At 64.4% G+C, this 24328-nt stretch carries 26 protein-coding genes and 3 pseudogenes; 10 read left to right on the top strand and 19 right to left on the bottom strand.

All coding sequences use genetic code 11. The features are described 5' to 3' along the window. Positions 1–44 precede the first annotated feature (44 nt). The 3 genes from QA640_RS09630 to QA640_RS09640 all read right to left on the bottom strand — a co-directional run bounded on the left by QA640_RS09630 (position 45) and on the right by QA640_RS09640 (position 1045). Positions 45–317, bottom strand: coding sequence for a hypothetical protein (locus tag QA640_RS09630; protein ID WP_283040456.1), 273 nt, complete (start codon positions 315–317; stop codon positions 45–47). A gap of 253 nt (positions 318–570) precedes the next feature. Next, entirely contained in the window at positions 571–777 is a 207-nt protein-coding gene (locus QA640_RS09635; RefSeq protein ID WP_283040457.1) for a hypothetical protein, read from the bottom strand. Positions 778–811: 34 nt separating this feature from the next. Beyond that, the gene (locus QA640_RS09640) at positions 812–1045 is read right to left on the bottom strand and encodes a hypothetical protein (protein WP_283042755.1); all 234 of its coding nucleotides are present in this window, start codon (positions 1043–1045) and stop codon (positions 812–814) included. 150 nt (positions 1046–1195) lie between these two features. Here QA640_RS09640 and QA640_RS09645 point away from each other — a divergent pair, with 150 nt between their 5' ends. Continuing rightward, positions 1196–1621 (top strand): DUF5413 family protein, encoded by a 426-nt coding sequence (locus tag QA640_RS09645; RefSeq protein WP_283040458.1) that lies wholly within the window; start codon positions 1196–1198, stop codon positions 1619–1621. Between the two features lie 79 nt (positions 1622–1700). Continuing rightward, positions 1701–2253 (top strand): annotated as a pseudogene (locus QA640_RS09650) (DUF4112 domain-containing protein). Between the two features lie 191 nt (positions 2254–2444). On the opposite strand, the gene QA640_RS09655 reads toward QA640_RS09650, so the two are convergent. The 4 genes from QA640_RS09655 to msrA form a co-directional block, all read right to left on the bottom strand. Next, complete coding sequence (locus tag QA640_RS09655) at positions 2445–2732, bottom strand: hypothetical protein (RefSeq protein ID WP_027523175.1); 288 nt, start codon at positions 2730–2732, stop codon at positions 2445–2447. Positions 2733–2933: 201 nt separating this feature from the next. Then, a complete protein-coding gene (locus QA640_RS09660) occupies positions 2934–3098 on the bottom strand; it encodes a DUF3309 family protein (RefSeq protein WP_177248729.1) in 165 nt (54 codons plus the stop codon). An 85-nt stretch (positions 3099–3183) separates the two neighbouring features. Next, positions 3184–3603 (bottom strand): peptide-methionine (R)-S-oxide reductase MsrB, encoded by a 420-nt coding sequence (gene msrB / locus QA640_RS09665; RefSeq protein ID WP_283040459.1) that lies wholly within the window; start codon positions 3601–3603, stop codon positions 3184–3186. Positions 3604–3636: 33 nt separating this feature from the next. Next, positions 3637–4347, bottom strand: coding sequence for a peptide-methionine (S)-S-oxide reductase MsrA (gene msrA / locus QA640_RS09670; RefSeq protein ID WP_283040460.1), 711 nt, complete (start codon positions 4345–4347; stop codon positions 3637–3639). Between the two features lie 257 nt (positions 4348–4604). Here msrA and QA640_RS09675 point away from each other — a divergent pair, with 257 nt between their 5' ends. Beyond that, a complete protein-coding gene (locus QA640_RS09675; RefSeq protein WP_283040461.1) occupies positions 4605–5225 on the top strand; it encodes a hypothetical protein in 621 nt (206 codons plus the stop codon). A 139-nt stretch (positions 5226–5364) separates the two neighbouring features. Here QA640_RS09675 and QA640_RS09680 read toward each other — a convergent pair whose 3' ends face one another. The 3 genes and pseudogenes from QA640_RS09680 to QA640_RS09690 form a co-directional block, all read right to left on the bottom strand. Continuing rightward, on the bottom strand, positions 5365–6696 hold the full coding sequence (locus QA640_RS09680; RefSeq protein WP_283035864.1) for an IS1182 family transposase: 1332 nt from the start codon (positions 6694–6696) through the stop codon (positions 5365–5367). Between the two features lie 225 nt (positions 6697–6921). Then, entirely contained in the window at positions 6922–8037 is a 1116-nt protein-coding gene (locus QA640_RS09685) for an ATP-dependent RecD-like DNA helicase (protein WP_283040462.1), read from the bottom strand. A gap of 102 nt (positions 8038–8139) precedes the next feature. Then, positions 8140–8325, bottom strand: a pseudogene (locus QA640_RS09690) (NapC/NirT family cytochrome c); the annotation flags it as partial. A 3-nt stretch (positions 8326–8328) separates the two neighbouring features. Between QA640_RS09690 and QA640_RS09695 the strand changes: the two are divergent. The 6 genes and pseudogenes from QA640_RS09695 to QA640_RS09720 all read left to right on the top strand — a co-directional run. Then, positions 8329–8553 (top strand): annotated as a pseudogene (locus tag QA640_RS09695) (cytochrome P450); the annotation flags it as partial. Positions 8554–9233: 680 nt separating this feature from the next. Then, positions 9234–10400 carry an FMNH2-dependent alkanesulfonate monooxygenase gene (gene ssuD / locus QA640_RS09700; RefSeq protein ID WP_283040463.1) on the top strand — a complete coding sequence of 389 codons (1167 nt, stop codon included), beginning with the start codon at positions 9234–9236 and terminating at the stop codon, positions 10398–10400. Then, the gene (locus QA640_RS09705; RefSeq protein WP_283040464.1) at positions 10397–11206 is read left to right on the top strand and encodes an ABC transporter permease subunit; all 810 of its coding nucleotides are present in this window, start codon (positions 10397–10399) and stop codon (positions 11204–11206) included. Before ssuD ends, QA640_RS09705 begins: the two co-directional genes overlap by 4 nt. A gap of 7 nt (positions 11207–11213) precedes the next feature. Then, complete coding sequence (locus tag QA640_RS09710; RefSeq protein WP_283040465.1) at positions 11214–12038, top strand: ATP-binding cassette domain-containing protein; 825 nt, start codon at positions 11214–11216, stop codon at positions 12036–12038. Positions 12039–12070: 32 nt separating this feature from the next. Next, positions 12071–12652, top strand: a complete 582-nt coding sequence (locus QA640_RS09715; RefSeq protein WP_283040466.1) for a flavin reductase family protein — start codon at positions 12071–12073, stop codon at positions 12650–12652. A gap of 88 nt (positions 12653–12740) precedes the next feature. Further along, the gene (locus QA640_RS09720) at positions 12741–12896 is read left to right on the top strand and encodes a hypothetical protein (RefSeq protein ID WP_283040467.1); all 156 of its coding nucleotides are present in this window, start codon (positions 12741–12743) and stop codon (positions 12894–12896) included. A 105-nt stretch (positions 12897–13001) separates the two neighbouring features. On the opposite strand, the gene QA640_RS09725 is transcribed toward QA640_RS09720, so the two are convergent. The 9 genes from QA640_RS09725 to QA640_RS09765 all read right to left on the bottom strand — a co-directional run bounded on the left by QA640_RS09725 (position 13002) and on the right by QA640_RS09765 (position 22683). Further along, the gene (locus QA640_RS09725) at positions 13002–14150 is read right to left on the bottom strand and encodes a M20 family metallopeptidase (protein ID WP_283040468.1); all 1149 of its coding nucleotides are present in this window, start codon (positions 14148–14150) and stop codon (positions 13002–13004) included. A 246-nt stretch (positions 14151–14396) separates the two neighbouring features. After that, on the bottom strand, positions 14397–15782 hold the full coding sequence (locus tag QA640_RS09730; protein ID WP_283040469.1) for a sigma-54 dependent transcriptional regulator: 1386 nt from the start codon (positions 15780–15782) through the stop codon (positions 14397–14399). A gap of 105 nt (positions 15783–15887) precedes the next feature. Next, positions 15888–16238 (bottom strand): flagellar motor switch protein FliN, encoded by a 351-nt coding sequence (gene fliN / locus QA640_RS09735; protein WP_027523198.1) that lies wholly within the window; start codon positions 16236–16238, stop codon positions 15888–15890. Between the two features lie 3 nt (positions 16239–16241). Then, positions 16242–16862: a FliH/SctL family protein gene (locus tag QA640_RS09740; RefSeq protein ID WP_283040470.1), complete on the bottom strand. Its 621-nt coding sequence runs from the start codon at positions 16860–16862 to the stop codon at positions 16242–16244. Continuing rightward, positions 16862–17953 carry a flagellar motor switch protein FliG gene (gene fliG, locus QA640_RS09745; protein ID WP_283040471.1) on the bottom strand — a complete coding sequence of 364 codons (1092 nt, stop codon included), beginning with the start codon at positions 17951–17953 and terminating at the stop codon, positions 16862–16864. The genes QA640_RS09740 and fliG overlap by 1 nt, the downstream gene beginning before the upstream one ends. An 18-nt stretch (positions 17954–17971) precedes the next feature. Beyond that, positions 17972–19594 carry a flagellar basal-body MS-ring/collar protein FliF gene (fliF, locus tag QA640_RS09750; RefSeq protein WP_283040472.1) on the bottom strand — a complete coding sequence of 541 codons (1623 nt, stop codon included), beginning with the start codon at positions 19592–19594 and terminating at the stop codon, positions 17972–17974. A gap of 177 nt (positions 19595–19771) precedes the next feature. Beyond that, positions 19772–20047: a DUF1153 domain-containing protein gene (locus QA640_RS09755; RefSeq protein ID WP_002714638.1), complete on the bottom strand. Its 276-nt coding sequence runs from the start codon at positions 20045–20047 to the stop codon at positions 19772–19774. Positions 20048–20358: 311 nt separating this feature from the next. Further along, entirely contained in the window at positions 20359–21072 is a 714-nt protein-coding gene (locus QA640_RS09760; protein ID WP_283040473.1) for a flagellar hook capping FlgD N-terminal domain-containing protein, read from the bottom strand. A gap of 12 nt (positions 21073–21084) precedes the next feature. Next, entirely contained in the window at positions 21085–22683 is a 1599-nt protein-coding gene (locus QA640_RS09765) for a flagellar hook-length control protein FliK (RefSeq protein WP_349253702.1), read from the bottom strand. A gap of 375 nt (positions 22684–23058) precedes the next feature. Between QA640_RS09765 and mnmA the strand changes: the two genes are divergently transcribed. Beyond that, positions 23059–24237 (top strand): tRNA 2-thiouridine(34) synthase MnmA, encoded by a 1179-nt coding sequence (mnmA, locus tag QA640_RS09770; protein ID WP_283040475.1) that lies wholly within the window; start codon positions 23059–23061, stop codon positions 24235–24237. Positions 24238–24328: the final 91 nt, after the last annotated feature.

Below are 24328 nucleotides of genomic sequence, written 5' to 3' on the forward strand. Positions count from 1 at the left end.
TCGATTGCGGCGGACGCCGCTCAACTCGCAGTGCGTGCGATGGATCAGTTCGCGGCGGCTTCCCGCTTGCGCGCTGCTGCGGCCTCGCGATCCATCACGGCGCGGCAGCCCGGGCTGACATGGTGGCGATTGCGGACCATGCAGGCGGTGATCCGCGAGATGTTGGGGATTTCGCTGGAGCAGAGGCGCATGGCGTCGCCCGTGCACATCTGCTGCGCCTCGGAGGAGAAGGCGATGCCGGGTGCGGCGTGAAGCACGGTGGCAGTTGCGGCAATGGCGGCGAGAGTGGCGATCTTCCCGATACGGTAGCTAAACATGTGAGATGCATCCCCAAGCTTTTTGCGGTGTTGGCCGCTTGTGTATTGGAGGCGCCGCACGCGGCTTGCGCTGCCGCACGTCAGATCCGGCACGCGGGGAGGTGCCCCCGGTGTGGTTGCTCGATTACGCTTGAGATTTCGAATCGAAAGTGCTGCGCCGCCCCGATTCGATTATGCGCGAATGCCACAAAGCTTCAATGGTTCGTGTGAACGATTTCACGATTGTTGCGCGTTCGTCACGGCAACGGTCGCCTCACGCGCGCGCCGAGGGCACATCAGCGAGAGCCGCAGCATGCTCTTCGATTGCCGTAATGCCTTTGGACGTCAGCTCGAACAGGTCTCCGTCCTTCATGACGTAGCCTTCGATGATGAGTTCCTCGACCTCGCCATGGCGATCGTCCGCGAAGGCGATGGACTGGCTGATGTCCTTGAGGATCGCGAGCTGTTCATCGCGCAGCATGGTGACATCTCCGTCTTGCAGCGCCGCAAGCGCCTCACATGCCGTGGCTCTCGAACACCTTGCGGCAGGAACGCGACAGCTTGGCGCGGTTGGCCTGCAGGCAGGACTGAACCGCCCCGTCATTGCCGAGATCCTTGCGGCACAGGCGCTCGGCGTCGCGCGAGCAGGCCTGCTGCTCCGCTTGGGTTCCGGCATGGCCCTGTGCGAAGGCCGGCAGGCTTACGAGGCCGGATGCGGTGAGCGTGATCGTCGCCAGGAAAAGGGTCATCCAACGCATGGCCAAATCCAATCTCTTGATATGAGAGCCGTTCACAGAACCCGCCCGCCTGCCACTTGTTCCGCGGGGGTTCCGACCCCGCTATCCAAGGTTCTCAAGGCGCTGCTATAACGGGCGCGGGTCTCGAGTGAGGGGTGCTTGATGAAACGCTATCTGGTTTTTGCGCTGGTGGGTCCGTTTGTCGGTGGATTCCTGCTGCTGCTGACGACGACCTACCAGTCCGGCTATTGGGCCCAGACCAATTTGGGCGAGGTCGGCAAGCTGTTCGTGGTGTTCTTCAAGACCCTGCAATACAGCTATTTGTTCGGCTTCCTGCCGTCGCTGATGATCGGTGCGGTCGACGACATCCTGGTTCACATCAAGCGCATCGGGCCGGTGCTGCGGATGCTGCTGGTCGGCCTGTTCGCGTTCATCCTCGCTGCCATCACCTATGGCTCGCGCGGGGCGGATTCCGGCGCGGTGCAATGGGTCCTTTACGGCCTCGTCGGTTTCGTGCCGAGCGTGATTTCATCTTGGCTCGTACATAAATATGTCGAGGAGCCGCAACCGGCTCCGGCGCCGACCTGAGGGCGGGGATGGCGGTTGGGCGCAGCGCAGCAACCGAAGCGGTGCGTGCGCGTTTGCCTTAGACGACGATGCCCAAACGATGATGATGTCTGACGATGATATTCTTGCAACACGCCGTCCCCGTTCGGGGACGACCTCGCGCGCGACCTTCTCGGACGATGAGGCACGCGGGCCGATCATCGATCAGGACGGACGCGAGATCCGTCCCGAGACGCTTGGAGAGGGCTTTCGCGAATTCGGTTTCGAGTTTGGCCAAGAGTTTGGCAAAGCCAATCCCTTCGGCAGCCTGACGCGCGAGCAGCGGCTGGCGCGGCTCGAGGCGATCGCAAAGCTGCTCGACGTCGCCTTCATCCTGCCAGGCACCAATATCCGCTACGGCATCGACGGCCTGATCGGCCTGATCCCTGTCATCGGCGACATCATCACCACCGCGATTTCGCTCTGGCTTGTGCGTGAGGCGCGGGCGCTGGGCGCACCCCTGGCACATCACGGCGCGGATGCTCGGCAATGTCGCGGTTGACGGTGTGGTCGGCATGGTGCCGTTCGCAGGCGATGCCTTCGACGTCATGTTCCGCGCCAACATGCGCAATGTCCGCCTGTTGCGCCGCTGGCTGGACAAGCAGCCGCCCTAGAGCATGATCCGGAAAAAGTGTGACTGGTTTTCCCTCGCGACAAACGCGGAACGCGTTTGCGCGGAGATCATGCGCAAACAACACCTGAAGCGCGATGACGATTCATCCTAACCTCGTCGCGCTTTAGACGCGAAAAGCGCGATAACCTTTCGGCTACCGCGCTCATCGCGCATCGGAGGATGAGAAAAAGCTTATGCCGCGTCGGCGTCGGTGTTCGCGGCCGGCTTGCGGCGGCGCGGCAACGGGAACGCCTCGCTCTCGTAGAGCGAACGGATGCCGTTCTGGTCGAAGCGAGCTTCCTCGACCTGCAGGTACGCGCCGTTCAGCGAGTCCGTCGGCAATTCCTCGATCGCGAAGCGCACGGCTTCGGCCGCGGTGCCGAACCGCCGATAAGTGAAGCCCGCACGCTTCTTCTTGCGGATCGCGGCGGGGAAAAGCTCGGCGGAGGTATTGAAGTTGAACGGACGCAGTGGACGCATGGTCAAAGACCTCGTGATCTTCTTCGGTTTCAGGCGCGTGTGGGGTTTTAATCGAGGGCCGCAATCAGGCGGCCACGTCATTTTCACCCCCTAATATAGGCCGATTTGACAAAAATGCGACCCCTGCGAACGCAGATGATGAATCCGCGCATGGCAGCCCCGCGAAGGAAATAAATTTAATAAATTCAATGGTTTGTGTGGTTACAGCTTGCCAAGAAGCAGCAGCACGATCAGCACCACCAGGACCACGCCGCCGATCCCCATGCCGGAATGGCCCATGCCATAGCCATAGCCCCCAAACCGGCCGGACATGCCGCCCAGGAGATAGATGATCACGAGGATGATCAGGATGGTTCCGAGACTCATGACATCCTCCTCTGACGACCGCGCCGCCAGATGAGAAAAGCACATCCGGCCGCCGGGTTCCACGCCGGAACCGGCTTGTGCCGCCTTATCTCGGCTTGAGCTTCAGCGCCGCCGAATTGATGCAGTAGCGCAGCCCCGTCGGCGCCGGGCCGTCGGGAAAGACATGGCCGAGATGGCCGCTGCATTTGGAGCACAGCACCTCGGTCCGGACCATCCCGTGGGTCAAGTCCGTCTCCTCGTCGATATGGCTCTCGACCGCCGGCTGGGTGAAGCTCGGCCAACCGCAGCCGGAATCGAACTTGGCGTCGGACTCGAACAACACGTTGCCGCAGCCGGCGCAGACGTAAGTGCCGGCGCGGTGGTCGTGCTCATACTCGCCCGAGAATGGACGCTCGGTCGCCTTTTCGCGGAGTACCGCATACTGCATCGGCGTGAGTTCGCGCCGCCACTGCTCCTCGCTCTTGGTGACCTTGGTTTCGTTCGTGGGTGCCTTGGTGTCGGGCATGGATCTCCCGTTGTTTAGCAAGCGATCTTGCAATCAATTGGTGACCTTGCTGGCGCTGACCAGCGTCGGCTTCTCGATATAGTTATCCGCGAACAGCTTTTTCAGGTTCTCGACCTTCGGGATGTCGTTGTAGGCGATGTAGGGCTGGTTCGGGTGCAGCGTCAGATAGTCCTGGTGATAGCCTTCCGCCGGATAGAACGCCTCCAGCGCGCCGACCTTGGTCACGATCGGCTTGCTGAAGACCTTGGCTGAATTGAGCTGCGCGATATAGGCGTCCGCGATCTTCTTCTGCTCGTCGGAGGTGGTGAAGATCGCCGAGCGATATTGCGTGCCGGTGTCGGGCCCCTGGCGGTTGAGTTGGGTCGGATCGTGCACGACCGAGAAGAAGATCTGGAGGATCTTGCCGTAGGAGATCTTCTTCGGATCGTATTTGATCTCGACCGACTCCGCGTGACCCGTCATGCCCGACGAGACGGTGTGATAGTCGGCCGTCGCCTTGGTGCCGCCGGCATAGCCGGAGACCGCGTTGATGACGCCGGCGGTGTGCTGGAACACGCCTTGCACGCCCCAGAAGCAGCCGCCGGCGACGACCGCGGTCTGGAAACCGCTTGCGGGCGCTGCGTCCACGGTGGGGGCGGGGATCACCACCGCATCTTCCGCAGCCCGCGCGGGCGCGGCGAAGGCCAGCGCCAGCGCGGCGGTGGCAGCGAGGAGGGGGAGGGGATGGAAGATGGGTCGGCTCATGGCGGATCCTCGTTCGGTCGGTGCGACAGTCTAGGGTGGTTGGGGCGAGGCGAACAGCCCGCCGGGCCTCCGCATTCAGGCCTGCCCAAGATACGGGCGGAAGGGCCGGATGTTACACGCTGGCAGACACGAGCCCGTGAAGAAGGCATGCTAGCCTCGCCGGAAACGGGGAAAATCGGGCCGGGATGAACCCCTCCCTTGGATTGACCGACATAGAATGAGTGGGAATGAGTGGCGCTGGAGCTTGTTCGACGAAAATGTTGCGCGTCTTTTTCCTGACCCTTCTCATCCTGCTGTCATCTGCTCCGGCCGCGCTGGCCGACCCCAAGCCTGGCGATGATCTAGAGACCTGCCGCGAGCGCAAGCTCGACCTGCCGACGCGGCTTGTGGCCTGCGAAGACCTGCTCGCCTCGGATCGCGTGGCCGGGAAAGACAAGTCCATTGCGCTGACCGTGCGGGGCTTCTCGCTTCTGAACAAGCGCGACTTCGACCACGCCCTCGAAGCCTTCGCCGCGGCGTGCGACGCCGATCCCGACAACATGGTCGCGCTCGACGGCCAGGCCCAGGCCCACCAGCGCAAGGGCCAGGACGATCTCGCGATGGCCGACTACAACCTCGCCCTCCAGAAGCGCCCCAACTATGGCGGCGCCTATAATGACCGCGGCACGCTGTATTTGCGCAAGGGCGCGCTCCAGAGCGCTCTCGACGATTTCAATCTCGCGATCAAATACACACCCAATCTGCTGGTCGGTCACACCAACCGCGCGCGGACGCGGACCTTCATGAAGAATTATGACGGCGCGCTCGCCGACTTTGCCGACGCCTCTGCGGATAGATCTTGGTGGGTTACGCCTTCGGCTAATCTTACTGCGTCATAAACGCTCTCACTCCTCATCCTGAGAGCTTGCCAATCTTTCTCGTTTTGCGTGGTCATCGAAGGATGTGGCAGTTCCTCGTCGTGGCAACGCGTGGGCTGGGCGGCTGTGGCGAGGTTGGGGGATGTCGATGAACGCTCCTCTATGCGCTAGCGAGGCGGTTGCCTTGCAGGATGTTGTTGGCGAGGGCGTACCAGAGCACGACGGCGCGGACCTTTTCGAGGCCGCGCACGGTCAATTGCCGCAGGTCCCAGTTGCGCCAGCGGGCATGTATGCACTCGCAAATCGACCGGGGCTTGTATCGGGCCTTGCCCTCTTCGCTCGCCATGCGCGCACGCCAGGCCAACACCCCCGGGCCGTCGCCGCGTCGCGGTAGATGGGGATCGGTGCCGTGCTTGGATTGAGTGGGCGGGCAAAAGATATCGATGCCCTCGGCGTGCGCCCACTCGATGTCCTCGGCACTGCCAAAGCCGCCATCGACGAGATGGTCCTTGGGCAACCCGCCAGGACGCGCGCGCTGCCGCTCCAGCATGGGCCGCATCAGGCCGCGGTCGGACCCGGTGTTGCAGACCTTGATGTCAACGACGATCGGCTGGCCGGCGGCACTCGTCACCTGCACGTTGTAGGCGGGGCGGAAGCCGCCGTCGGCCATCTTCATGACCCGTGCGTCGGCGTCCGTCGTGGAGGCCCGCGGCTCTTTCGGCTTCTTGCCGTTGCCGCGCTTTTCTTCGCGCTCCTTGCGCTGCTGCTTGATTTCGGCGAGCGCCGTCTGCGCCGCTTTGACGCGCGCTCTGCGCTCACGCGCGGCGCGCTCCTTGGCGGCCTTCATGCGCTGATTGCTAGCATCCGAACGAGCGTCAACCTCGCGTTTGAGGTCTTCCACCACCGCCTCAGCCAAGGCCAGGTGCCGATCGAGCGTCGCCTCCCGCCGGAACGAAGCGGCCCCGGCGCTGGCCCGGACCCGAACACCGTCCTGCGCCAGCGTTTCCAGATTGACGAGGCCGACCTTCGCCAGCACCGCCAAATGCTCGCAAAGCAGCCGGTCGAGCAGGTCGGCGCAACCGACCCGGAAGTCCGCCAGCGTGTGATGGTTCACCGACACCCCGCCACACAGCCAACGATAGGCGTCATGGCTCTCGCAAAGCCGCTCCAACGCGCGCGCGCTGCCGACGCCCTCGCTGGTGGCATAGAGCCACAGCGCCAGCAAAAGCCGCGGCGATGTCGCGGGGTGACCAGGCCGATCGCCCCGCGCTTTGATCCGGTTCTCCAGCTCACTCAGGTCGAGTTCCTCGACATAGGACCAGATCAGGCGCACCGGATGGTCTTCCCCGATCAGGCTCTCGATATCCACTGCTCGCAACTCGATTTGATCGCGTTGGGGCTCACGAAGTCGCGGCGCTGCGAGCGGCGCCGCACCGGCTTGCGGCTTTGCCTGCTCCGGCAGATCCCCAAACAATTCATCAGCGGCCATCATCCCTCCTGCGAATCCATCACCGCAAGAGAATCACACAGCACCAGCTTTCGGCTATACCGCTTGCGAGCAGTCAAAAAGATTCACAGCCTCTGAGGAGCTTGCGAAGCAAGCGTCTCGAAGGATGTGGGCCACAGGCGGGGCCTCATGGTTCGAGACGCGCTTTGCGCTCCTCACCATGAGGGTTAGTGACACAGTAAGGCTAACCCACCCTACGGCATCGGAGCTTTAAATCACCACGCTCAGCCGTTTCGCCGCCCTTGTAATCCCCGTGTACAGCCACCTTGCGCGGCTGTCCTGGAACGCAAAGCTCTCGTCGAACAGCACGACGTCGTCCCATTGCGAGCCCTGCGACTTGTGCACGGTCAGCACGTAGCCGTAGTCGAACTCGTCATACGGCTTGCGCTGCTCCCAGGCGATCTGCTCGATGCCGCCCTCGAAGCAATCGGCGCGCACCGAGACCTTCGTCACCTTATGACCGAAATCCTCGTCCGGCGACAGCCGCATGCTGAGGATGCGCGACTTGGACCGCGAGGTGTTGCGCGACTTCACGCGCCACAGTCCGCCGTTGAACAGACCCTTCTTGCGGTTGTTGCGCAGGCACACCAGCTTGTCGCCCGCGACCGGAAACTGGTCCTCGATGTTCTGGCGCTGGCGCACGCGCATGTTGTAGGCGCGGCGGGTGTTGTTGCGGCCGACCAGGATCTGGTCGGCGCTCATGACGCGGTCCGGATCGAGCTCCTTGCGCGAAACCACCTCGCTCTCGCCGTAACGGCCGATCTCGAGCTCGCGGCCCTCGCGTATGTCCATCGACATCCGCACGATCGGATCGTCCTGCGCCTGGCGGTGCACCTCGGTCAGCATCGCGTCGGGTGAGGTATTGGTGAAGAAGCCGCCGCCCTGGATCGGCGGCAACTGGGCGGGATCGCCCAACACCAGCAACGGACAATCGAATGACATCAGGTCGCGGCCGAGTTCGGCGTCGACCATCGAGCATTCGTCGATCACGATCAGCTTGGCCTTCGAGGCCGGCGCATCGTCCCACAGCTCGAAGCTCGGCTGCTCCTCGCCGGATTCGCGGGCGCGGTAGATCAGGGAATGGATGGTGGAGGCGTTGTCGCAACCCTTGTTGCGCATGACGAGCGCCGCCTTGCCGGTGAAGGCGGCGAACTTGACCTCGCCGTCGACGCCGTCCGCGATGTGCCGCGCCAGCGTGGTCTTGCCGGTTCCGGCAAATCCGAACAGGCGGAAGATCGGCGGCGTGCCGCCTCGGCCTGGCTTTGCCTTGAGCCAGTCGGCGACGGACTTGAGGGCGGCATCCTGATGCGGGGTAAATGTCGGCATTTTCGTCTTGAGGGAGAGCGAAAAATGATCGATTCGCCCGTCCCCAAAACTAACCATTCCCCCCGCCGGTTCAAGCGGCGGCCAAGTCCTCTTGTCAGCACCCTATTGCCAGCCGGGAACGCCGCGCATGTCGGGCAGGTGGTGGGCGATGCCCTTGTGGCAGTCGATGCAAGTCTTCTCGCCCGTGAACAGGAAGCGCTGATGCGCGACGGAAGCCCGCGGCGACTGCTTGGTGATGTCCATGGAATCGGCGCTGTGGCAGTTGCGGCATTCCAAGGAGTCGTTGGCCCCGACGAATTCGACGTGCGGCGCGATGTGTCGAAGAGCGTCGCTTTTGGTGCCGGCCCGCATTTCTGCGCCGGCGCCTGGGCCTCGCGCGCCATGATCGCCGACGTCGCGCTGCCGACGGTATTCGCGAAGGCGAAGAACTTGCGGATGGCCGACGACGAGCCGGTGCGGATTGGCGGCTGGGCGTTCCGAGGGCTGCTGAACCTACCGGTGAGATGGAGGCTCTAGTTCCGCAAGGGCTCGCTTATCCCACGCGGGTCCATGATGGTCTTATGCACCTGATTTGCCCGACGTGTCAAATGATTTCGTAAAATCAGCATTACATTGTGCGGCAGTGATCACTCCTTTGCATGGGGTTGTTTTCGATATTTTGTCGTCCGGTCACCGGAGCGCCGGACCGACCTCATCGTGACTTTCGTCGCTGCCGCCACGCGCATTTGCAGCACGCGCAAAATGTCACATTCGCGTGCGGGAAGATTCTCTCTGCATTCGCCTGGCCGTTTGAAAGATTAATCATGCGCGCCGCGCGCGCGGCAGTGTGGGCATCGCTATTTTCCCGGACGTCTCGACACTTCCTGCTAGTCGCACCATCATTCCCGCATCGCAATGGAATGCACGGCCGCACGCGGTCGGGAGTTTGGAATGCGGCGTCTGGACTTCTTGAAAATCTCCGATGGAACAGCGGCGCTGGCTGCGTTGCTCGGCTTGATACCGAAGCCGATCGTCATTCGTGACATCGTCTGGCGCAGCACGGCGACCTGATCGTGCCGACCGATCTTCCGATTTCAAAGGGTTTGAACATGAGGCGTCTCGTTCAGCGTGTGATCGCGGCCATCGTCCAGTCGATAGGGACCGTGGCGGCCGCTGTTGGGACGTCTTACGACTAATCATCCAGGCGTGAGACATCCATGAGCCAATCTCAGAACAGCAACATCCTCTGGTTCCTGCCGACCCATGGCGACGGCCGCTATCTCGGCACGTCGCAGGGGGGTCGCGAGGTGAATTTCAACTACCTGCGCCAGATCGCGCAGGCTGCCGATCAGCTCGGTTACTTCGGCGTGCTGCTGCCGACCGGGCGAAGCTGCGAGGATTCCTGGATCGTCGCCTCGAGCGTCGCGCCCTTCACCGAGCGGCTGCGTTACCTCGTGGCCGTCAGGCCAGGCCTGCAATCGCCGACCGTTGCGGCGCGCATGACCGCGACGCTCGACCGCGTCACGAACGGCCGGCTGCTGATCAACGTCGTCACCGGCGGTGACCCTGTCGAGAACAAAGGCGATGGCATCTTCCTCGCCCATGACGAGCGTTACGAGGTCACCCGCGAGTTTCTCAATGTCTATAGTGACCTGCTTGCCGGCAAGACCGTCAATGTCGAGGGCAAGCACATCCGCATCGAGGACGGACGCTTGCTGTTTCACCCGATTCAGTCGCCGCGTCCGCCGCTCTATTTCGGCGGCTCGTCGGATGCCGGCATCGACGTCGCCGTCGACACCGTCGACAAATATCTCACCTGGGGCGAGCCGCCGGCGCAGGTCGGCGAGAAGATCGCGAAGGTGAGGGAGGTCGCAGGCCGGCGCGGTCGAAAGCTGTCCTTCGGCATCCGCCTGCACGTCATCGTTCGCGAGACCAATCAGGAGGCATGGAAGGCCGCCGACGAGCTGATCAAGCATGTCAGCGACGAGACCATCGCGCTCGCGCAGAAGAACTTCGCCCGCATGGACTCCGTTGGCCAGCAGCGCATGGCGCAGCTTCATGGCGGTCGCCGCGACAGGCTCGAGATCAGCCCGAACCTCTGGGCCGGCGTTGGCCTGGTGCGCGGCGGCGCCGGCACCGCGCTGGTCGGCGATCCTCCGACGGTCGCCGCGCGCATCAGGGAGTATCAGGATCTCGGCATCGATACGTTCATCCTGTCCGGCTATCCGCATCTGGAAGAAGCCTATCGTTTTGCCGAGCTGGTCTTCCCGCTGCTGTCGCTCCAGCACGGCAGCAACGTGACGCGGCTGCATCCGAACAACGGTCCGTTCGGCGAGACCGTCGGTAACGACTACCGTCCCTCCAGGCAAGCAGCGCAATCATGAGCCTCATCGACAGTCTTCCGCGCGTTGCGCGTCCCCTGCGCCTGCCGCGCGCCGACGGCCTGATCCAGTGGATCGTGCCGCTCGCCATCATCGCGATCTGGCAAATCGCCTGCATTACCGGCCTCGTGCCGACGCGGGTACTGCCGGCGCCGAGCGACGTTGCGCTCGCGGGCTGGAAGCTGCTGCTCTCCGGCGAGCTGGTGCGCAACATCTGGGTCAGTTTCTGGCGCGCCTCGATCGGCTTTCTGATCGGCGGCAGCATCGGCTTCGCCTTTGGTCTGGCCAACGGCCTCTCGCAGCTCTCGGCCAAGCTGACCGATACGACGCTTCAGATGGTGCGCAACGTGCCGCATCTGGCGCTGATCCCGCTCGTCATCCTGTGGTTCGGCATCGACGAGAGCGCAAAGCTGTTCTTGGTCTCGCTCGGCGTGTTCTTCCCGATTTATCTCAACACGCTGCACGGCATTCGCACCGTTGATCCGCAGCTCACCGAGATGGGGCGCATCTACGGCATGAGCGACGGCGAATTGTTCCGCCGCGTGATCTTTCCGGGTGCGCTGCCCTCGATCTTCGTCGGCATCCGCTTCGCGCTCGGCATCATGTGGCTGACGCTGATCGTCGCCGAGACGATCGCGGCGTCCTCCGGCCTCGGCTACATGGCGATGCAGGCGCGCGAGTTCATGCTGATCGACGTCGTCGTGCTGTCGATCCTGATCTATGCCCTGCTCGGCAAGCTCGCCGACAGCGCCTCGCGCGTGCTCGAGCGCCTGACGCTTGCCTGGCACCCCGCCTTCCAGAAACGTTGAGAATGACATGCAGACAGCTCTTCTCCTTCCCGAGACCGAACGCGACCAGCGCACCCGTATCGCGCCGGAGCGCCGGCGCGCGCGCGAGGACCGGCCGGCTCTTGGCCTGCCGCTCACGATCCGGAACTTGCGCAAATCCTTCGGCGACAACGAGGTGCTGCGCGGCATAGACCTGCACATCCCCGCCGGCCAGTTCGTCGCGATCGTCGGCAAGAGTGGTTGCGGCAAGAGCACGCTGCTGCGACTGATCGCTGGCCTCGACAAGATCGATGCCGGTGCCATCAGCTTTGGTGAGGCGGCGCGGCCCGAGGATATCAGGGTGATGTTCCAGGAGCCGCGGCTGTTGCCCTGGGCGCGCGTGTTGTCGAATGTCGAGGTTGGCCTCGGGCGCGACCGCGCCTCTCTTGATGCGCATCCGCGCGCCGAGCACGCGCTGACCGAGGTTGGGCTCGCCGACAAGCGTGACCAGTGGCCCTCGGTGCTGTCGGGCGGCCAGAAGCAGCGCGTGGCGCTGGCGCGCGCGCTCGTCAGCCACCCTCGCGTGCTCGCCTTCGACGAGCCGCTCGGCGCGCTCGATGCGTTGACCCGGATCTCGATGCAGCGGCTCCTGGAGCGCGTCTGGCGGGACCAGGCTTTTACCGCGATCCTGGTGACGCACGACGTCGCGGAAGCCGTTGCACTCGCCGATCGCGTGCTGGTGATCGAGGAAGGCCGCATCGCCCATGACGTTACGGTTAACGCGCCACGGCCGCGCGAGCGCGGTTCAGTGGAGCTCGGGGGCCTCGAAGGCGCCATCCTGCGCCATCTTCTCTCGGCGGATGATCGTACCTAGATAACAGGGGCCCTGATTTCGGGGAGCTTGCCATGAACGTGATTGCCCGCCATATCATGACCGATACCGCTATCTCCTCTGCCGATTTCCGCGGCGCCATGCGCCACCTCACCGGTGGCGTCAGCGTCATCACGGCCGGCCGCGGCAGGGACATCACCGGCATGACGGTGACCTCGGTGACGTCGCTGTCGGTCGTTCCGCCGACACTGCTCGTCAGCATCAACCGCGACGCCTCATCGTTCCCGCTGATCAAGCGTCACGGCGCCTTCGGCGTGAACATCCTCAACGCTGACCAGCTCGACGTCGCCGAGCGCTTTGCCGGCAAGGGCGGGCTGAAAGGCGCCGACCGCTTCGCCGGCAGCGACTGGGTGACGGCCGTGTCCGGCGTCCCGCTGCTCGCCGGCGCGCTGGCCGCGCTCGATTGCGAGGTCGAGGAGATCGTCGAGCGTCACTCGCACGGCATCGTCATCGGCCGCGTGCGTGATCTTCGGAGTTCGACCCGCAGCGCGGCGCTCGCTTATTGGCGCGGACAGTACGTCGCGGTCGACCAGGATGAGGACGCAGCGAGGCTCGCTGAAGTCAGTGTTCCCGCGCGGGGTCGGCGCGTCATTTGACCGCGCGGCGCCTTCCCGGGCTGGCCTTTTCGTTTCTCTCGATCTAGAAGCCCTGCCAGAGCCTCCCCGAGGAGACGATGGAGCCGGCATGAAACGCGCTGCGACCTGGGCCTTCTACGCCGTCGGCGCGCTCGCGATCGCTTATCTCGCGCTCTACGCCTATGCGATGATCACCGGCCGGCACATCGTGCCCGGCGACCCCATCCACATCTTCCGCAATCCCGACGCGCCGAGCTATTCTTGACGTGAGCTAGGTGTAGCCGTCGGGTGGGCAAAGGCGCCCTTGCGCCGTGCCCACCAAACGATGGCGATAGAAGTGGTGGGCACGCTTCGCTTTGCCCTACTAGAGCTAACTCCGCAAGATCGCCAGCGCCAGCGCCTGCGCGCGGGGGACGATGCTGTCGAGCTCGAGATACTCCTCCACCGTGTGTGCAAGCCCGCCGACGGGGCCGACGCCGCAGATCGTCGGCGTGCCGACGGCGGCGGTGAAGCCTGAATCGGCGCAGCCCCCGGAGAACTCGCCGGTGAGCGTGGTCAGCCCGACGTCGCGCGCGGCGCCCTGGTAACCCTCGAACAGTGCCTTCGACGCCTCGCTCTGAACCGCCGGCACGAACTCGCCTTTGATCGTCAGCGTGGCGCTCGTGCCCGGCACGTGGGAAGTGGCAACGATCTTCTCGATCGCGGCCATCACCGCGTCGCGGTCCCTCGGCTCGACATAGCGCAGATCGATCTGGCCCTCGGCATAGGGCGCCGTCGTGTTCACAGACTGGCCGCCCGAGATCAGTCCAACGTTCAGGGTGATCCCCTTGGTCAGATCGGTCAGCGCATGGATATGGACGATCTTGTGCGCAAGTTCGCCGATCGCGCTCACGCCGGCCGCAAAATTCGCGCCGGAATGGGCGGCCTTGCCGGTGACGGCAAGGTGCATGAAGATGCCGCCCTTGCGGCTCGTGACCACGTTACCGGTCGGCCGTCCCGGCTCGGAATTGTAGACGGCGCGCGCGGACCGTCCCTCGCGCTCGATCACCGGTCGCGACGAGGGCGAGGCGATCTCCTCGTCCGAGGTGATCAGGACCTTGATCGGGTGCGGGCTGCCGCCGAATTTCTGGAAGGCCGCGGCCACGAACACGTTCATGACGAGACCAGCCTTCATGTCCGCGACCCCCGGGCCATAGGCGCGGCCGTCCAGAATCGTGAAGGGGCGTCGTTCGGCCTCGCCTTTGCCGAACACCGTGTCGCGATGCCCCATCAGGAGGATCGGCTTCTCGTTGCTGCCGGGCTTGGCCACGGTGGCATGGATAGCGTCGCCGAACGTGCCGTGGCTCTCCCGCCAGCTCGAAATGCCATGCTCGGCAAAGTGCCGCTCGAAGCGCGCGCCGACCGCGTCCACGCCGGCCTTGTCGTAGGATCCGGAATCGATGTTCACGACGTCGCGCAACAGGTCGATCATCGCCTGCTTCTGCGACGCCAGCCATTCCGTGATTTGGGCTTCAGACATAGTCACCTCGCTGCATCTCGTTCGCGCTTATAGGACTTTGCGCGGGCGGGACCTAGTCGCCGGATGCGGTGCGGCCATGTCAGAGTTCGCGGGGTGAGACCCCGCGATGTCTCCTCATCGTCGTCCTGGCGAAAGCCTGGCTTCCGCCAGGACGACGGCGGAGGGTGTGGCGACGGCTTGCGTTTGCACCCAAAAAATGCCCGGGACTGAGCCCGGGCATTCGCATTCTCAATATTCGCTGGAGCCCTACGCCCCCATCGCCGGCAGGCGCGGATATTCGCCCGACGTGCCGGCGGGCGGGATCGGGATGCCGCCGTCGGCATATTCGTTGAGCTTGTTGCGCAGCGTGCGGATCGAGATGCCGAGGATGTTGGCGGCATGGGTCCGGTTGCCGAGGCAGTGCTTCAGCGTCTCCAGGATCAGATCGCGCTCGACGTCGGCGACGGTACGTCCCACCAGTGCCCGTGTCACCTGCTCGGCTGCCATCGTGGCGTGCGCTACGGCGGGAGCTGTTCTGGCGACGTCGAGGCGGTCGCCGTCCGGCGTGATGATGGCGTCAGCGCCGATCTCGTCGCCCTGCGCCATCAGTACCGCGCGGTGTATGGTGTTCTCGAGCTCGCGGACGTTGCCCTGCCAGCGGTTGGTCGAGAGCACCCGGCGCGCTTCAGCCGAAATGGGGCGCAGCGGCACGCCGTTGGCCTCGGCATATTTCTTCACGAAGTGCTGGGCCAGTTCGAGGATGTCGGCGGGACGCTCGCGCAGCGGCGGGATCTTCAGGTTCACGACGTTGAGGCGGAACAGCAGGTCCTCGCGGAACGTGCCTTCGCGCACGGCTTCCGCCAGGTTGCGGTTCGAAGTCGCGATGATGCGGATATCGACCGGAACGGGCTTGGTGCCGCCGACTCGGTCGATCACTCGCTCCTGGATGGCGCGGAGCAGTTTCGATTGCAGGCGGACGTCCATCTCGGAAATTTCGTCGAGCAGCAGCGTGCCGCCGGTCGCCTCCTCGAACTTGCCGATGCGGCGGGCGACCGCACCGGTGAAGGCGCCCTTCTCATGACCGAACAGCTCGGATTCGAGGAGGTGCTCGGGGATCGCGGCGCAGTTGATGGAGATGAAGGGGCGTTTGGCGCGCGTCGAGCGCGTATGGACGTAGCGCGCCAGCACCTCCTTGCCGGTGCCGGATTCGCCGGTGACCATGACCGAGGCGTCCGAGCCCGCGATTTGCTGAGCGAGCTTGACCACGCGCGCCATGGCGTCGTCCCGATAGATGAGCTCGCGGGAATCGTTGGCGACCGCGGCGAGCACGGCGGCGATCAGCTCCGGCTCCGGCGGCAGCGGGATGTATTCCTTGGCGCCGGCGTGGATCGCGGCGACCGCGGCGCGGGCGTCGTTGGTAATGCCGCAGGCGACGATGGGAGCGTGGATGTGCTCCGCTTCCAGCCGCATCACGAGATCGCGGATGTCGAGGGCGACGTCGACCAGCAGCAGGTCGGCGCCCTTGCCGCCGCGCAGCACACGCATCGCTTGCTCGTGATCCTCGGCGTGGGTCACGGTGGCGCCGTTCTCCATCGCGATCTTGGTGGCGGTGGTGAGCTGGCCCTTCAATGTGCCAACGATGAGAAGCCGCATGTCAGTCTCCTGTCCGTCTGTTCGCGCTGCCGCGCGTCATTCCCTGCGATTGCGTGGTCCGGAAAAGTGCGCAGCGGTTTTCCGAGAAGATCATGCTCAAACCAACTAGCTGCGTTCGGTCCTGATGATTTCGGTCATGGTGACGCCGAGCTTGTCCTCGACCAGCACCACCTCGCCGCGCGCGACGAGGCGGTTGTTGACATAGATGTCGATGGCCTCGCCGACGCGCCGGTCGAGCTCGAGCACGGTGCCGGGACCGAGCTTCAGGAGTTCGCCGACGTCCATCTTGGAGCGGCCGAGCACGGCGGAAACCTGCACCGGCACGTCGAACACGGCCTCGAGGTCGGCGGCGACGCGGGCCGCGTATTCGTCCTCGTTGTAGCCCACATCGGTGCCGGTCGGCGCCATCGGGCCGTTGAGATCGGGAAGCGGGACCTGTCCGTCGGTGTCGCTCATGACTTAGTTCCCCTTGCGGGACGCGATATAGCGTCCGACGAGTTCGTCGATCTTGCCGAGAATGGCGCCGCGCTCGAGCACGACGCCGCCATCGGCCCATTCGATCCGGCAGTCGCCGGTCGCAATCTCCGGCTCAGCCAGGATCACCAGCCGGCCCTCGAAGCCGCTCTGCTTGGCGAGCCGCTCGATCCGCTCGCGCGCGCTCTCGTAGAGCGCCTCGTTGATGCGGACGACCAGGTGCGGCGTCGCGACCAGGTGCGAGAAGCAGTCCTTGACCAGCGCGACGATCTCGCCGAGCGGCTCAGCGGCGATCAGATCGGCGCACAGCTTGCGCGCCACCGCGACCGCGACGTCGACCGCCTCGGTCTCCATCCTGACCTCGATATTGCCGATGCCCGACGCGATGCCCCTGACCGATATGTTGATCTCTTCCATGGCGAGCGCGACGCGGCGATCGCTCTCGGCCTTGGCCTCGCGTTGTCCGGCGTCGAAGCCGGCCTGGTAGGCGCGCGCCTCGGCGGCCGCGATCTTCTGTGCGATCTCGGCTGCGCTCGCAGCCTTCTCGCGCGACCGGTCGGGCGCGGAGAAGTCGTTGTCGAACAGGAATTTCGCGGGCGCAGCCATCAGTACACCAATTCGTCGTCAGCGCGGTTCTTGGTCAGCATGATCTCGCCCTTGGCGGCGAGGTCCTTGGCCAGGTTGACCAGCAGCGCCTGCGCCTCGTCGACGTCGCGCAGCCGGACCGGTCCCATCGCTGCCATGTCGTCCTGGAGCATCTTGGCGGCGCGCGAGGACATGTTGCCGAAGAAGAAGTTGCGGACGTCCTCGTTGGCGCTCTTCAGCGCGACGGCGAGCTTGTCCTTGTCGACGTTGCGCATCAACGTCTGGGCGGAGCCGGAGTCCAGCTTGACGAGGTCGTCGAAGGTGAACATCAGGGCCTTGATGCGCTCGGCCGATTCCCGGTTCTCCTCTTCCAGCGAGGTGATGAAGCGCGTTTCGGTCTGGCGGTCGAAATTGTTGAAGATTTCCGCCATCACCTCGTGGGCGTCGCGGCGGCGGGTCTGCGACAGGTTCGACATGAATTCGACGCGAAGCGTCCTCTCCACGCTTTCGATGACCTCCTTCTGCACCGCCTCCATCTTCAGCATGCGGTTGACGACATCGAGCGCCAGCTCCTCGGGCAGGATGCCGAGGACGCGCGCGGCGTGCTCCGGCTTGAGCTTGGACAGCACCACCGCGATGGTCTGCGGGTATTCGTTCTTCAAGTAGTTGGCGAGCACCTCTTCCTGTACGTTGGAGAGCTTCTCCCACATGTTGCGCCCCGCAGGGCCGCGGATCTCGTCCATGATGCCGTTGACGCGCTCCGGGGCCAGGTATTGCTGCAACAATCGCTCGGTGGCGTCGAAATTGCCCATCAGCGCGCCGGATGCCGACATGCGCGAGACGAATTCGAGCAGCATGTCCTCGACAGTGTCGACCTCGACCGTGCCGAGGGTGGACATCTCCAGCGAGAGCTGGCGCACCTCATCGTCGTCGAGCAGCGACCAGATCTTGCCGCCATATTGCTCGCCGAGCGCCAGCATCAGGATGGCGGCGCGCTTCGGTCCCGCCAGCGGCTCGGACTTGTCCTTGGCCCGGTTGCCGGCACGCTGCCCGAGCGTCGAGATCACGCTGGTGATGTCTTGCGAGTTGGCGTTTTGTAAGGAAGCAGCCATGTCAATTCACTTCTCGAATCATTTCGCGGGTTCGCTCAGCCATTGGCGGATGATGGCGACGGTTTCATTGGGGTTGCGCTCGGCGAGCTCGCCGACGCGATGAACGGACTGGGCGTGGACCTGGCCCTGGATGGTGGCGACGTCGATCGCGCTCGCCGTGGCGTTGCCACTCGGGACCAGCGCGTGGCCGCCGCCCGAAGCTGAAGCGGATTCGTCGGTCAGCGCAGGGGCGCTCAGCGCGCTGGTCAAGGCTGCGATCTCGTCGGAGGCGAGGATCCGCTTCACCAGCGGCCGGATCACCATGAACATCACGACAAGGCCGAGCAGCATCATCACGCCGAGCTCGACGAAGTACATCACGTCGTCCTTGGTGAACTGGAGCATGCCGAGGAAGCCTGACGGCTCGGCGATCGGGGCGGTCGACGGCGCGTCGGCAAAGCGCAGGTTGACGACCTCGACCTGGTCGCCGCGCTTCTGGTCGAAGCCGATCGCCGAGCGCACCAGCGTGGCGATGCGGTCGAGCTGCTCCTTGGTGCGGTCCTGATAGACCAGATCGCCCTTGTCGTTCTTGGAGTAGATGCCGTCGACCAGGACCGCGACCGAGATGCGGTTGACTCGGCCGGCCTCGGTTACCTCGGTCTTGGTGGTGCGGGAGATCTCGTAATTGTTGGTTTCTTCGGTCTTCTTGCTCTGGTCCTTGGCGACCACGCCGCTGTTCTGCTGATTGCCCGGCAGCTCGTTGTTGACGGTGACCTGGCCGTTATTGTCGGCGGTGAGGCTGCTCTCTTCCCGGGTCTGGCTCGAGCGCAGCACGCGGCCTTCGGGATCAAACTTGTCGGAGGTCTGGGTGATCTTGTTGAAGTCGAAATCGGCCGAGAGCTGTACCCGGGCGCGACCCGAGCCGACCACGGAAGAGACGATGTCCTCGACCTGCTTGCGCATCCGCTTCTCGAACGCGGTGCGGCGCTCATCGCCAAGCGCCTGGTCGGGGTCGGATGCCGCGCCATCGGCGAGCAACTGACCGGATTCGTCGACGATCGAGACGCGCTGCGGCTTCAACCCGTTGACGGCGGAGGCGACGAGATGGCGGATCGCACGGATCTGCTGCGCTTCCAGCGAGCCGCGGACCCGCACCACGATCGAGGCCGACGGCTCCGGCGCCTCGCGCGAGAACAGCGGGCGCTCCGGCAGCACGAGGTGGACGCGAGCGGCCTGGATGCGGTCGATGGCGCGGATGGTTCGGGCGAGCTCGCCCTCCAGCGCGCGCAGATGATTGATGTTCTGGACGAAGCTGGTGGTGCCGAGCGCGTCCGACTTGTCGAACACCTCGTAGCCGACGCCGCCCCCCTTGGGCAGGCCGCCTTCGGCAAGCTTCATGCGCAGCCGCGTGACCTTATCCTTGGGCACCATGATGATGCTGCCTTCATTGCGCAGCTCGAACTGGATGCCCTGGCGTTCCAGATCCTTGATAATGCTGGAGGAATCTTCGACGCTGAGGTCGGTGAACAGCGTCGTCATCTGCGGCGTGGTCACGCGCATGATGACGAAGGCAAAGAAGCCGATGAGCGCGGCGGTGACCGCGATCATCGCCCCGAACCTGGCGGCACCGATACCTTTCAGGAAGTCCAACAGACCTTGCAAGCAACCGCCCCGAAGATTCGGCCGCTATCCGAAGGCCGACTGGGCAATTATTGCCTAGGTGATGGTTTCGATATGGTTAACGAAGGTTAAGAGGTGCGACGAAAGTCGCGACATGAAAAAAATCGGCCTCGCAGAGCGAGGCCGATTTGCGTCAAACTTGGCGGATTTCCAGATCGCTTACTGGCGATACTGCTGGATGCGCGTGGTGCGCAGTCCGGCCAGACCATGCTGGTCAATGGAAAACTGCCAGGAGAGGAATTCGTCGACCGTCAGGGTGTAACGGCTGCAGGCTTCCTCGAGGGAGAGGAGGCCTCCTCGGACCGCGGCAACGACTTCAGCCTTGCGTCGGATGACCCAGCGTTTGGTCCCCGGTGCAGGCAGGTCCGCGATCGTCAAAGGGCTGCCGTCCGGCCCGATGACGTATTTCACCCTCGGGCGATGGGGTTCTGTCATGGCGTACTCACAAACTCTCAACCACTGAACTCACGCCGTAACCCTACGCCGGTCGGCTTAAAAATTGGCTAAGCCTAAGGCTTCAATACAATTCTCGTTGAAAATGGCTGGAACGCGATCGGCCCGGCCGGTGGGATGGGGGTCTCCAACCGGCCAAGCGGGCGATTTCGTAAATACTTTACTAACAAGTTGGCCCGCGCGCGGTTTTTGCGAACACTTGGGGTTGCTACCTTGCCCTAGAACCACTCCCTTGGGTCATGGGTCCCCGCCTGCGCGGGGACGACACTGCCTAATGTAGCGTGCGTCCAGCCTCAGTTGCTGCTGGTGCTGACGATGCTCTTGACCTGGCTGACCGTGTAGGTGCTGCCGTCGATCGTCAGCAACGGCGGCGATTGCGTCAGGTCGACCGAAGACACTGTGCCCTGCACCTGCGCGGCGACGCCGACCGAATTCCCCGAGACGTCCTTGCCGGTCGCGCTGATCGTGTATTTGCCGTCGGGCCACTGCGTGCCGTCATTGCCCTGGCCGTTCCAGGTGAACGGAATGTCGGCGCCGGCGCCAGCGGTGTACTTGCCGGTGAAGACGGTCTGGCCGCTGGAGTTGGCGATCGAGATGTCGACGGTCGCGCTGGAGGGGACGCTGAGGTGCCAGGTCGCCGACGAATTGGTCATCGTGGCGGTCGTGCCGTCGACCACCGCGGTCTTGCCGACGAAATTCAGCGCCTGGGTCGCTTGCGCGGTCTGCTGAAGGGTCACCAGGGTCGAAAGTTCGGTGTTGGTCTTGAGCTGCTGCTCGACTCCGGCGAATTGCACGAGCTGCTGGGTGAACTGATTGGTGTCGAGTGGATCGAGCGGGTTCTGGTTCTGGAGTTGCGTGGTGAGCAGCGTCAGGAAGGTCTGGAAGTTGCCCGCAAGCGTCGAGCCGGTGGTCGAGCTCAGGCTGGAGCTCGACGAGGACGACGATGATGCCGTTTGGGTCGTGCCGGAAATGACTGAGGGGGCGGTGGCGGCATTCGTGGTGGTCATATCGAACAGTCCTCACACTCTGATATCGACGCCGCTACTCGATCCGAGCATGCGGCCGTAGCCGCGCCCCACCGGCGCGACCGGAACTGCGTCCTCGTCGCTGATAATCAGCCGGCGGGCATTGCTGCCGTTGTCGTTGTTGTTGCTGTTGCTGTTGTTCTGCCCGGACGAGTTCTGATCGCGCAGGCTGAACGACAGGCCGTTGCTGCCGGTCTTGAGGCCGGCATCGTCGAGCGCGCGCTGCAATTGCGGCGCATCCTGGCGCAGCATCGAGAGCGTCTCCGGCTTCTCGACGGTGAGATGCGAGGTAACCTGGCCGTTGCGGTCGACGTTGATGCGCACGTCGATGCGGCCCAGCTCGGCGGGATCGAGGCTGATGTCGAACCGGGTCTTGCCGGCGCGCGCAGCCGCCGCGATCTCGACCGGCACGCCGCTAATCGGCACGGCGGTGGCGGTCGCCGCGGTCGCGGTCAGGGTCGCTGTCGACGCGCTGGCGGTCGAGGTGGTCGTGGTCAGCGGCGCCTGCACCGCGGAGGCGGCCAGGGAGTTGGTATCCGTCGTGCTGGTCAACGCCTGAGTGTTGGCCGTGTGGTCGTGCGCCGATGCCGGGGCGGCTGCCGCAGGAGCTGGCTTGTCAGATGCATCGGCCTTGGCCTCGGTCGTGTTGCCCTCGACCTGCGGCTTGGCGGCTTGCGGATGCGCGGCCGCGTTCGGGTTCGCGGTCGCCGCCGCCTGGTTGGGCGTCGTGCTGGTCGCGCTCGTCCTGGTCGAATCCTGCCCGAGATCGGAAACGTCCGTGTTCTGCTGCGTCGTTGCCGCCACCTTGAACGAGGTCTTGGGGGTTGCCTGCGCGACGGCGGCGGACAGTGCGCCCTGCGTTTGCGGATCGGTCGGCGAAGCGTCGGTCGTTGCGGTGGCGGCCGCATCCAGCGCGGCTTTTGCGGCGGTACCCGCATTGGTGGTCGCGGCGGTCTTGTCGCCGGTTGCGTCGGTCTTGACCGCAGGCGCAGTGATCTGCGCGGCGGTCGAGGCACTTGCGGCAATGCCGGCGGCTGCGATCGTCAGCGGCGAACTTGAATTGCCGTTCGCCTGGCTCGCGGCCGCGTTCGAATCGACCGGAACGACCGGGGCTGCGACAACGGCGTTCGGATCGGGCGTTGCGGTGGCGGCTGCTGGCGTGGGATCGGCCTGAATGGCGGCGGCCAGAGCATCAGTGTCCTCGGTCTTGTCGCCCTTGCCGTCGTCGGATTTTTCGCTGGATTTCGTGCCGGACGCGTCCGGCTTGCCTTTGGTCTTGTCGGTCGCCTTGGTGGGATCGGCCGGCGCGTCGGTGGCGGCAGAGGTCGAACTATCGGTCGTGTCTGTCGATTTGCTCTGCGACGAGGAGTCCGTCGACGACGTGTCGCGCGTGCTCTTGTCGGAGGAGGATGAGGACGCGCTGTCGGTGCGGCGCGGCGCGGGATCCGAGGTCTGGCGCGGCATGCCGCTGGCAGCGGCCGTGTTGCTGTCGACGAGCGCGCCGAACTGGTCGTTCGCCGTCGACCCCCGCGAGCGGGCAGGTTTTGGCGGCGCGGTCTGGATCGACACGCTTGCGGCTACATCTGACGTCACGCTGACCACGGACACGCCCCTTGAAATGAACTCGGGACAACAGGTTAGCAAGGAGCGGGCCAGCCTGGCTCAACGTTGCTTTACATAATAAAATCAAGTGTTTGAAGCGCCGCCTGTGGCCCTGGAAAGGCCTCGGAAACCCAGCCCAATTCTGCCTCCCGGCAAGAATTGCCCCCAAGCGCGCGGCGAAAGGCTCCCCCGCGATTGCTTCACAGGAATACGGCCTATATTAAAGGGTAGCTCTCAGCCGTTTTCGACCGGGCAAGCCGACCTCATGGAACCATTTCCGTTCCCTGAGACCGCTCCTTTCCCGACCCGATAGGCGCTGGGGACAGCGGAACGCTTCCGCAGCAGTCGCATTCAACAGCCGGAACCATGCGCAACAGTCTGGATCTCGAAGGCCGTCCGCAGGACACCAGGGTCGTCGTCGCCATGTCGGGCGGCGTAGACTCCTCGACGACCGCTGCGCTGCTGAAGGCCGAAGGCTACGACGTCGTCGGCATCACCCTTCAGCTCTATGACCATGGCGCGGCGACCCATCGCAAAGGCGCCTGCTGCGCCGGCCAGGACATCCACGACGCGCGCGACGTCGCCGCCAAGCTCGGCATTCCCCATTACGTGCTCGACTATGAGGACCGCTTTCGCGAGTCCGTCATCGACAATTTCGCTGACAGCTACGCGCTCGGCGAGACGCCGGTGCCGTGCATCGAGTGCAACCGCTCGGTCAAATTCCGCGATCTTCTGAAGACCGCGCGCGAGCTCGGCGCGGTCGCGCTGGCGACTGGCCACTATGTCGCCTCGCGCGGCCTCGCAGACGGCTCCCGCGCGCTCGTCTGCGCCGCAGATAGCGAGCGCGACCAGAGCTATTTCCTGTTTGCGACCACGCGCGAGCAGCTCGACTATTTACGCTTTCCCCTCGGCGACATGACCAAGACCGAGACGCGCGAGCTCGCGCGCCGCTTCGGCCTCAGCGTTGCCGACAAGCACGACAGCCAGGACATCTGCTTCGTGCCGACCGGGCGCTACACCGACATCATCACCCGGTTGCGCCCCAACGCGATGGAGCCGGGCGACATCGTCGATCTCGACGGCCGCGTCATCGGCCAGCATCACGGCATTGCCAATTTCACCGTCGGTCAGCGCCGCGGCCTGGGCATCGCCTCCGGCTCGCCGCTTTACGTGGTGCGACTCGAGGCCGCGACCCGCCGCGTCGTTGTCGGCCCGCGCGATGCCTTGAAGATGCACAGCATCGTGCTGCGCGACGTCAACTGGATCGGCGACGCTGATATCGATCGCGCGATCGGTAATGGCCTCGAAATGTTCGTACGCGTGCGCTCGACCCGCGCGCCGCAGCCGGCTTGGCTGCGCGGCGGCAACGGCCACTACGAGGTCGAGCTGGTCGCCGGCGAAGAGGGCGTCTCGCCCGGACAAGCCTGCGTGTTCTACGATGCGCCTTCGGGGCAGGCGCGCGTGCTCGGCGGCGGCTTTATTCAGAGCGCAGCCGCGAAAGTCGCCAGCAGCACGACGAGACCGCTGGTAGAAGCGGTGCGCTAGCGCATGATCCGGAACAGTGCGCAGCGATTTTCCCTCGCGACAAACGCGGAACGCGTTTGCGCGGAGATCATGCGCAAGACGAAAATCTAAA

The sequence above is a fragment of the Bradyrhizobium sp. CB82 genome (assembly GCF_029714405.1).
Lineage (GTDB): Bacteria > Pseudomonadota > Alphaproteobacteria > Rhizobiales > Xanthobacteraceae > Bradyrhizobium.